The 896-nt window shown below is 67.7% G+C and carries 1 protein-coding gene; it reads left to right on the top strand.

Translation table 11 applies throughout. The annotated features are described in order from the left end of the window. Positions 1-745: IclR family transcriptional regulator (locus PMI15_RS19635; RefSeq protein ID WP_007873531.1), on the top strand; the 745-nt coding region annotated here is incomplete at its 5' end. Between the last annotated feature and the right edge of the window lie 151 nt (positions 746-896).

Genomic DNA, 896 nt, shown 5'->3' on the forward strand with positions numbered 1-896 from the left:
CCCCAGCCGCACCCTGCGGCGCGGCCTGCAGCTGCTGGACGCCGTGCTGCAAAGCGGCCGCGAAGGTTTGCGTGTGGTCGACCTGTGCCGCACCGCCGGCCTGGAACGCGCCACGGTGTACCGCCTGCTGGCCACACTGCTGGAGTCCGGGTACGTCGCGCCCCGCGGCCGCTTCCGATATGTGGCCGGGCGGCGCCTGGCCCAGCTGCAAACCCCGTCGCCGTCATCGTCAGACTTCGCGGCCCGTTTGCAGCCCGTACTGGCCCGCGTGAGCAAGGCCTGCGGCGACGCGGCCTTTGCCATCGTGCGCGAGGGCCCGGCCTCCCACTGCATCGCGCGCCAGGTGGGGACGCACCCGGTGCAGATGCTGGTGATCCAGGTCGGAACGCGACAGCCGCTGGGCGTGGGTGCCGCGGGCCTGGCTTTGCTGGCGGCCCTGCCCGAGGAAGACGCAGCCAGCGTGATCGCCGCCAACGCGCCGGCCTTGGGGCGTTACGGCGGCATGACGCCGGAACGGATGGAGATTCTGGTGCGCGCGACGCGGGAAAGGGGCTGGGCCGTGATTGGCAACCACGCCACTGAAGGTGTGTTAGCTGTTGGCATGGCCGTGCCTGGGCGGGATGGGGCGCCTGCTGCGGCCATCAGTGTGGCTTCGACGATGGAGAGGATGCCTCGGGCGAGGCAGCAGTTGATTGTTCGGTGGATGAGGGAGGCGCTTTCGGGATTGCTTCCCGAGGGCTTGTAGGCCGGGTCTTGCTCCGGCGGGTGCGCTCTCCCCCTTCTCTCCTTTTCTTCTCTTCGTCTTGCTGTTCCCTCTGCTGAGACTTGTTGGCCGGGGGTAGCCCGGCAGCTACTCACTTTTCTTTTGCTTCGCCAAAAGAAAAGTAAGCAAAAGA

Source organism: Polaromonas sp. CF318 (genome assembly GCF_000282655.1).
In the GTDB taxonomy this organism is placed as follows: Bacteria; Pseudomonadota; Gammaproteobacteria; order Burkholderiales; family Burkholderiaceae_C; genus Polaromonas.